Source organism: bacterium, assembly GCA_036524115.1.
GTDB lineage: Bacteria > JAUVQV01 > JAUVQV01 > JAUVQV01 > DATDCY01 > DATDCY01.
In genome coordinates, this window is record DATDCY010000305.1 from 1 (window position 1) to 8,270 (window position 8,270).

Consider the following 8,270-nt stretch of genomic DNA (forward strand, 5'->3'; position numbering starts at 1 on the left):
GATGCGGTGCCACGCGCTCACGTCGGGCTCCGGCGCCGACAGACCGAAGTAGCGGCACACTTCCGTGTCGAAGCCCTGGCCGTGATAGGAGATCGGGACCTGATAGATCGTGTCGACGTCGAGCGCCTGGATCGCGCGCTCCGGCTGGATGTTGCAGAACAGCGCGATCTTGCGCCGGGCATCGGCGGGAATCTCGCGATCGCAGCGGCAGAGCAGGATATCCGGCTGGATACCGACCGATTGCAGCTCCTTGACCGAATGCTGGGTCGGCTTGGTCTTCAGCTCGCCGGCCGCCGGGATCCAGGGGATCAGGGTCAGGTGCACGAACATGGTGCGCTCAGGCCCCAGCTCGTTGCCGAGCTGGCGGATCGCTTCCAGGAACGGCAGGCTTTCGATGTCGCCGACCGTGCCGCCGATCTCGCACAACAGGAAATCCTCGTCGCCCAGGTCGGCCTTGATCCAGTCCTTGATCGCGTCGGTGACGTGGGGAATGACCTGGACCGTGCTGCCGAGGTATTCGCCGCGGCGCTCCTTGTGGATGACGTTCTGGTAGATGCGTCCGGTCGTGACGTTGTTCGACTGTGACAGCGACCGGTCGATGAACCGCTCGTAGTGGCCGAGGTCCAGGTCCGTCTCGGCGCCGTCGTCGGTGACGAACACCTCGCCGTGCTGGATGGGGTTCATCGTGCCCGGGTCGATGTTGATGTACGGGTCGAACTTCTGGAGCGTCACGGAGAGGCCGCGCGCCTCGAGCAGCGCGCCGATGGAGGCGGAGGCCAGCCCCTTGCCGAGCGAGGAGAGGACACCACCGGTGACGAAGATGTACTTCGGCTTCATCGGACTGACCGCTCGCGATGCCGTCGCTGCTTCATCGGTCGGCGATTATGTGCGCCGGTCCGCGGGTTGTCAACTTCCGCCGCCGCCGGCTGGTACGGAAAATGCTTGCGCCCGCGAGCGGCCCCCGTCCGCGAAGCACATCGGGTCGCGCTCCCGCAGCGGATCGAGGCCGAACCCGTGCGCGACGGCCATGCAGCCGCCGCACACGGGCCGGATCGGGCACCCGGCGCACGCGGCGCACCCGGCCCGGTAGCGCCGGGCGGCCTCCGAGTCGTAGACCGCCGCGATGCCCTCGCGCACGACGTCGCCGACCGGCGAGGGGAACTTGCGGCAGGCATGGGCCTCGCCATCCGGAAGCAGCGCCAGGAAGTCGAAGGCCGCGCCGCAGCCGCAGCCCGTGCACCCGCCCGAGGGCGGCTCCCCCCGGCGCCGCAGGACGATCGCGGCCAGGTTGTCCTTGACGCCGAGCGCCGGGTCCGCCGCGGCCGCGGTGACGTACTCCTCCAGGAAGCGCTCGTAGCGCTCCCGGGAGGGAAGACGGAGGGCCGCGCCCTCCCCCACCATCGCGAGGCGGTTGAACTGGAAGACATCGACGAGGCCGCGGAGGCGGGCGGCGAGCGGAAGCACCTGGTCGACGTTGGCGTCCGTCAGCGTGAGCATGACCGCCGCTGGGACGCCCAGGTCCCGGAGGTGGCGCAGGAACTCCTCGGTCCGGGCGAAGTGCCCCGCCCCGCGCACCCAGTCGTTGTGCCCCGGCAGCCCTTCGAGGCTGACCTGGAAGAACAGCGGCGCGCGGACGGCGAGCATCTCCTCGATGCGCCGGCGCGGCGACGGGTTGCCGAGGACCCCGACGCCGAAGCCGTGGCCGGCCGCCGCCGCGTAGAGCTCGAGGAAGTGCGGGTGCAGCAGCGGGTTGCCGCCGCTGAAGGAGACGACGCCGGCCACCCGCCGGGCGCGGCAGAACCGGCGCAGGTCCTCGAGCACGCCCAGCGCCTGCTCGCGGGGGACGCCGGGCCGCTCGCTGCGGTCGTAGCAGTGACGGCAGCGCAGGTCGCAATCCTGCGTCAGGTGCCACTGGAGCGTGAACGTGGCCGACTCCCGGTAGCGGGGATCCGCCAGTTCCCCCGCCGGAAAACCGTCGCCGCGGCGGACGAGCGGGCGCGGCGCGAGGACCAGGCCCTCCCCGGCGGCACCCGCCAGCAGCGCCTCGACGTCGCCCTCGCACAGGGCGGCAGCCGCCGCGGCGACGGCGACGGGCAACCGCCCGGCGACGATCTTGAGCACCAGCAGGTCCCGCGGCTCGGCCGCGCGCACCGTCGCCTGCCCCGCGAGCGGCGGACGCCAGACCAGCAGGAGACCGTCTCCCGCCTGCACGAGCCTGAGGGTCGGATTGAGCTCGGGGCGCTCACCCGGCGCCCAGCGTGGGGGGGCCGCCGCGGCCGAAACCGCGGCCAGGGCCTCGCGCACCCCGGAGAACGTGGCCGCCCGCGGGAGAACGCCGTTCCGGTCCATCGAATGGTAAACCTAGACGGGCTCCCGGGGGGTGTCAACCGGGGGTGGCGCGCACCCGCCCCGGCGTGACGGCGCGGTTGCAAACGGGGGGCGGGATTGGTATAAGCATTCGTTAATGTTCCCTATTCGAAGTTGTGTCCGCGCCGCGGCGGCGCTGGCGGCCGTGTTGGTGCTGTCGGCGGCGGCCACGGCCCGCGCCGGCGGCGTGTACTTCGTCAAGGAGGGGGACACCCTCGCCAGGGTCGGCCGGATCTTCGGCATCGGGGTCGACGAGATCCGCGCGGCCAACCCGCTCGTCGGCGATCGCATCGCGCCGGGCGACCGGCTGCGCATTCCCGACCCGGTCGCCCCCGTCGCCGTGGCGGCCGGCATGCCCGACCAGACCGTGCGCCACGGCGTGGACCAGGAGCGGGTACGCCAGATGGTGTGCCGCGAGGAGACCGTCTACCACGCGGTCGCGAAGGGCGAGACCCTCACGGCGATCGCCCGGCGCTACCACACGTCCATCGGGGAGCTGCGGCAGATCAACGGCCTGCGCTCGCGCTCGCGGCTGGCCGTCGGGCAGCGGCTGGTCGTCCGCCGGTCGGGCCCGCGGACGCACGTCGTGCGCCGCGGCGAGACGCTGACCCGCGTCGCCGCGCTCCGGCACGTCCCCGTCGCCGACCTGCGCCGCCTCAACGGCCTGGAGGACGACGACCTGGCAGCCGGGCAGCGGCTCATCCTCGAGCCGTGCGACCGCCTCGCCGCGGCCGGCAGCGAGCCTCCCCCTCTCGGCGGGCCGGCGTCGGACGAGGAGTTCCGCGAGGCCGTCGCCGCGGCCGCGGCGCTGGCATCGCGCGAGGCCCAGGGCCTCGTCAACGCGGCGCCGGCGGCGGTGCCCGCCTCCGACCCCGCGGCGGCGCCCCCCGGCATCGCGCAGCGGGTGATCGGCATGGCGAAGACCATGCTGAACATCCCCTATCGCTTCGGCGGGACGACGCTGCGCGGCATCGACTGCTCGGCGTATGTCCAGATGGTCTTCGGCCTCATCGACCTGCAGCTGCCCCGCACGGCGCGCGAGCAGTTCGCCCTCGGCGCCCGCGTCGAGCGCGCGGCGCTCGCCGTCGGCGATCTGGTCTTCTTCCGCACCTACGCCAGGTTCCCCTCGCACGTCGGCATCTACCTGGGCGACGACCTCTTCATCCATGCCTCCTCGGTCGGCCGCAAGGTGACGATCGACAGCCTCGACCAGGGATACTATCGCAAGCGCTTCCTCGGCGGGCGCCGTGTCATCGACGACGACGGCCCCGCGCTGGCCGCCGCCCCCTGACGCTTTCCGCGCGTCGGCGGCAGGACGGCATTCTCCCGATGGGCACGGTGGGCGCGGCTGACGCCTCCGGCTGGACCTACCAGGGGCTGACGCGCCGCTTCGGCGACGACCTCGCGGCGATCGAGCGGGCGATCGCGGGGAACCTCGGCTCGGACAACGAGCTGCTCCGGACGATGGCAGCCCACGTGGCCCTCAGCGGCGGCAAGCGCCTGCGGCCGCTGCTCGTCGTCCTCACCGCGCGGCTCAGCGGGTACGACGGCGAGGGCCACGTCCCGCTCGGCAACGCCGTCGAGTACCTCCACGCGGCCACCCTGCTGCACGACGACGTCCTCGACCAGGCCGAGGTGCGCCGCGGCGCCCCCTCGGCCAACGCCGTCTGGGGGAACCACCTGGCCGTGCTCGGCGGCGACTTCCTCTACACCACCGCCTTCGACCTGCTCCTGGCGGGGGCCCCGCGCGAGGTGATCCGGATGCTCTGCCGCTGCTCGCTCGACATGGTCGAGGGCGAGGTCCTCCAGCGCCGCTGGCGCAACCGCGCCGACATCGACGAGGCGACCTACGTCGCGATCGTCGCGCGCAAGACCGCCAGCCTCATCGCCGGCTGCTGCCGCTCGGGGGCCCTCCTCGCGCGCGCCGAGGCCCCCGCCGTCGAGGCGCTCGGGCGGTTCGGCACCGCGCTCGGGACCGCCTTCCAGGTCATCGACGACACGCTCGATTACCTGGCGGACCCCGCCCGGCTCGGCAAGGCGCTCGGCGGGGACCTGCGCCAGGGGACGGTGACGCTGCCGCTGATCCACCTGCTGCGCCGCGAGGGCATCCCGCGCGAGCAGGAGCGCGTCCGCGACGTCATCGGCCGCGGCGAGGCCACCGACGCGGAGGTCGCCTGGATCGCGGGCCTGCTGCGCGAGCACCGGTGCGGCGAGAGCGCGATCGCCCGCGCCCGGACGTTCGCGGCGGAGGCGCGCGCGGCGCTCGACCCGCTCGCCGGCACCGAGCTGCGCGAGGCGCTGCTCGCCGCCGCCGACTTCGTCATCGCCCGCGATTACTAGGTCGCCCGGGCCGCTGAGGAGGCCCTGACGCGCCCTGGCGTCGTTGTTCCTTGCCTCGCTTGTGCGGCGGGCACCAGCCCGCCTCCGCGCCCGCTCGTCCCTGCCTTGGTGGAACGCACCGGGACGCTCCCGGTCGGCCAGGGCAGCCAATTCAGGGGCGGCTGAGATCCGATTGTGGCGGCGGGGCGTCCCCGCAGGCGACGAGCGGCCGGAGCCGCTCGACGAGTCTCTTGCCCACGCCGGACACGGCGTCGAGATCCTCGACGCTGCGGAAGGGCCCGTGCGCGCCCCGGTGGGCGACGATCCGCGACGCGAGCGACGCGCCGACCCCCGGCAGCGCCTCGAGTTCCGCCGCGGTCGCGGCGTTGAGGTCGATGCGCACCTCGAGGCGCGGGTCGTCGGCCACGGGGACCTCCAGGGGGGTCTGCCCGGCCCGGCGCGCCGCGAGGAGCGTGGCGGCGAGCAGCGCCGCGGCCGCGACCAGCAGCACGCGCTGCGCGGCGCGCGGCCAGGGCGGGCCCATCACTCCGCCGCGCGGTCCTTGTGGAGCTTGTACTCGATGGCGTCGACGAGCGCCTGCCACGAGGCCTCGATGATGTTCGTCGAGACCCCGACCGTGCCCCAGCGGCCTTCGCGGTCGCCGGACTCGATGAGCACGCGCACCTGCGCCGCCGTGCCCGCCTCCGCGGTGAGCACGCGCACCTTGTAGTCGACCAGCTCCATCTCGCGCAGCGTCGGATAGAAGCCGTAGAGCGCCTTGCGCAGCGCCGAGTCCAGCGCGTTGACCGGGCCCTTCCCCTCGGCGGCCGTGTGCTCGGTCTTGCCGCCGACGACCAGCTTGACGGTCGCCTCCGAGATCGGCTCCTCGCGCTCCTTGCGCTTCTCGATGATCACCCGCGCCCCCTTGAGCTCGAAGAAGCGCCGCTCCAGCCCCAGGATGCGCTTCATGAGCAGCTCGAAGGAGGCCTCGGCGCCCTCGAACTGGAAGCCGCGCCCCTCGAGCTCCTTGAGGTGCGCGAGGATCGCCAGCGCCTTCGGGTCCTTCGACTTGAGGTCGATGCCGAACGCCGCGGCCTTGTGCAGCACGCTCGCGCTCCCCGAGTAGTCCGAGACGAGCACGCGCTGGCGGTTGCCGACGTCCTCGGGCCGCACGTGCTCGTAGGTCAGGGCGTTGCGCAGGATCGCGCTGACGTGCACCCCCGCCTTGTGGGCGAACGCCGAGTCGCCGACGTACGGCTGGTGCTTCCAGGAGGGCATGTTCGCCAGTTCGGAGACGAAGCGCGAGAGTTCGCGCAGCCGTGCGAGCGACTCCGGCGGCACGCAGTGCAGGCCCAGCTTGAGCTGGAGCGTCGGCACGATCGAGCAGAGGTTGGCGTTGCCGCAGCGCTCGCCGTAGCCGTTGACCGTGGCGTGCACCTGGTCGCAGCCGGCGGCGACCGCCGCGACCGAGTTGGCGACCGCCATCTCGGCGTCGTTGTGGACGTGGATGCCGAGGCGCGCGTGCGGCAGGTGCCGGCGAACCGCGCGGACGACCTCGACCAGCTCGCCGGTGACCATGCCGCCGTTGGTGTCGCAGAGCACGAGCCAGTCGGCGCCGGCGGCCGCCGCGGCGTCCAGCGTCGCCAGCGCGTGCTCGCGGCTGCCGCGGAACCCGTCGAAGAAGTGCTCCGCGTCGTAGACGACCTCGCCGACCTCGGCCTTGAGGAAGGCCACCGAGTCGGCGATCATCGCCAGGTTCTCCTCCACCGGCACCCGCAGGACCTCGCGCACGTGCAGGTCCCAGCTCTTGCCGAAGATCGCCACCGCCGGCGTGCCGGCGGCCACGAGCGCCCGCAGCGTCTCGTCCTCGGCGGCGGCGCGGCGCGCGCGGCGGGTCGAGCCGAACGCCACGACCCGCGCGTGCTTCAGCGGCAGGCGGCGGACCCGCTCGAAGTAGGTCGAGTCCTTGGGGTTCGCGCCCGGCCAGCCGCCCTCGATGTAGTGGACGCCGAACTCGTCGAGCTGGCGGGTGATCCGCAGCTTGTCCTCGACCGAGAAGGCGATGTCCTCGGCCTGGGCGCCGTCGCGCAGCGTCGTGTCGTAGAGCTGGACGCGGCGCTCGTGCCTCACAGGTCGCGGTCCCCGGCGACGGCGCCGCTGCCGAGCGCGAAGGCCTCGTGCAGGACGCGCGTCGCCAGCTCCGCGTACTTGGACTCGATGAGGCAGGAGATCTTGATCTCCGAGGTGCCGATCGAGAGGATGTTGATGTTCTGGTCGGCCAGGGCGCGGAACATCTTCGCGGCGACGCCGGCGTGGCTGCGCATCCCGGTGCCGACGATCGAGATCTTGGCCAGGTTGTCCGCCGTCACCAGGCCCTTGGCCCCCACGGCGGCGAGCACGGGCGCCAGCGCGTCGCGCGTGCGCTCGGCGTCCGCCTTGAGCACCGTGAAGGTGATGTCGGTCGTCCCCTCGCGGCTGAGGTTCTGCACGATCAGGTCGACGAGGACGCCGGCCTCGGCGATCGCCTGGAAGATCTGCGCGGCGACGCCGGGGCGGTCGGGCGCCCCCTGGATCGTGATCTTGCTCTCGTTCCTGCTCAGCGTCACGCCCGAGACGAGCACCTGTTCCATCGAGGGGTCCTCCTTGATCACCATCGTGCCGGGCTGGTCGGTGAAGCTCGAGCAGACCCGGACCGGGACGTTGTAGTTGGCCGCGTATTCCACGGAGCGCGCCTGGAGCACCTTGGCGCCGAGCGAGGCCATCTCGAGCATCTCCTCGTAGGAGACCCGTGGGAGCAGCCGCGCATCCGGCACGACGTTCGGGTCCGAGGTGTAGACGCCGTCGACGTCCGTGTAGATGTCGCAGCGGTCGGCCTCGATCGCCGCCGCGAGCGCCACGGCCGTCAGGTCCGAGCCGCCGCGGCCGAGCGTCGTGATGTCGTCGTCGGGGGTGATCCCCTGGAAGCCGGCCACCACCGCGACCTCGCCGCCGTCGAGCGCCTCGCGGACACGGTCGGCCTCGACCTTGCGGATCCGCGCGCGGGTGAAGTCGGTATCCGTCAGGAAGCCGGCCTGCCAGCCCGTGAACGAGCGCGCCGGGCACCCGAGGTCGCGCAGCGCAATCGCCAGCAGCGCGATCGTGACCTGCTCGCCGGTGGCGACGAGCACATCCTGCTCGCGCGCGTCGGGCCGCGGCGAGACCTCCTGCGAGAGCTTGAGCAGGCGGTCGGTCTCGCCGCTCATGGCGGAGACGACCACCGCGACCCGGTTGCCGGCGGCGGCCGCGTAGGCGACCAGCCGCGCGACGTTCCTGATGCGCTCGGGGGACCCGACCGAGGTGCCGCCGAACTTCTTGACAATGAGTGCCATCTTTCAGTCTCTCCTCGGAAAAAGGTGAAGGAATTGTAGCGATTACCGGTGGGGTGTCAATGCGCCGGACCCCGCCGCCAGGCGCCGCTTCTCAGGACCCGGATGCTGTGCTATTAATGCAGCCTCAGGGAGGGACACCGATGAGCGATTACCTTGCCGCAGGGCGCCTGGAGGACCACCCGTTCGCCGAGCTCGCGGGCCGCATCTTCCGCGAAG

The 8,270-nt window shown here is 72.5% G+C and carries 7 protein-coding genes; 2 read left to right on the forward strand and 5 right to left on the reverse strand.

Translation table 11 applies throughout. From position 1 onward, the window contains the following. A partial coding sequence (locus tag VI078_14420; protein ID HEY6000480.1) for a CTP synthase occupies positions 1-837 on the reverse strand: 837 nt, incomplete at its 3' end. A 69-nt stretch (positions 838-906) separates the two neighbouring features. Then, positions 907-2,349, reverse strand: a complete 1,443-nt coding sequence (gene sbtM / locus VI078_14425; protein HEY6000481.1) for a thio(seleno)oxazole modification radical SAM maturase SbtM — start codon at positions 2,347-2,349, stop codon at positions 907-909. 115 nt (positions 2,350-2,464) lie between these two features. Between sbtM and VI078_14430 the strand changes: the two genes are divergently transcribed. Continuing rightward, positions 2,465-3,658 carry a LysM peptidoglycan-binding domain-containing protein gene (locus VI078_14430; GenBank protein HEY6000482.1) on the forward strand — a complete coding sequence of 398 codons (1,194 nt, stop codon included), beginning with the start codon at positions 2,465-2,467 and terminating at the stop codon, positions 3,656-3,658. A 47-nt stretch (positions 3,659-3,705) separates the two neighbouring features. Continuing rightward, positions 3,706-4,707: a polyprenyl synthetase family protein gene (locus tag VI078_14435; protein HEY6000483.1), complete on the forward strand. Its 1,002-nt coding sequence runs from the start codon at positions 3,706-3,708 to the stop codon at positions 4,705-4,707. 151 nt (positions 4,708-4,858) lie between these two features. Here the strand turns inward: VI078_14435 and VI078_14440 are convergent, their stop codons facing one another. Genes VI078_14440 through VI078_14450 form a run of 3 tightly spaced genes read right to left on the reverse strand, consistent with a single transcriptional unit; the run spans position 4,859 to position 8,054 of the window. Next, a complete protein-coding gene (locus tag VI078_14440; GenBank protein HEY6000484.1) occupies positions 4,859-5,230 on the reverse strand; it encodes a helix-hairpin-helix domain-containing protein in 372 nt (123 codons plus the stop codon). After that, the gene (cimA, locus tag VI078_14445; GenBank protein HEY6000485.1) at positions 5,230-6,816 is read right to left on the reverse strand and encodes a citramalate synthase; all 1,587 of its coding nucleotides are present in this window, start codon (positions 6,814-6,816) and stop codon (positions 5,230-5,232) included. Before cimA ends, VI078_14440 begins: the two co-directional genes overlap by 1 nt. Beyond that, positions 6,813-8,054: an aspartate kinase gene (locus VI078_14450; protein ID HEY6000486.1), complete on the reverse strand. Its 1,242-nt coding sequence runs from the start codon at positions 8,052-8,054 to the stop codon at positions 6,813-6,815. Before VI078_14450 ends, cimA begins: the two co-directional genes overlap by 4 nt. Positions 8,055-8,270 lie beyond the last annotated feature (216 nt).

What these genes read in the sequence shown, in the direction of transcription:
- VI078_14440 (HEY6000484.1), bottom strand. Translation starts at nt 5,230, where the DNA reads ATGGGCCCGCCCTGGCCGCGCGCCGCGCAGCGCGTGCTGCTGGTCGCG.
- VI078_14430 (HEY6000482.1), top strand. Translation starts at nt 2,465, where the DNA reads ATGTTCCCTATTCGAAGTTGTGTCCGCGCCGCGGCGGCGCTGGCGGCC.
- sbtM (HEY6000481.1), bottom strand. Translation starts at nt 2,349, where the DNA reads ATGGACCGGAACGGCGTTCTCCCGCGGGCGGCCACGTTCTCCGGGGTG.
- VI078_14450 (HEY6000486.1), bottom strand. Translation starts at nt 8,054, where the DNA reads ATGGCACTCATTGTCAAGAAGTTCGGCGGCACCTCGGTCGGGTCCCCC.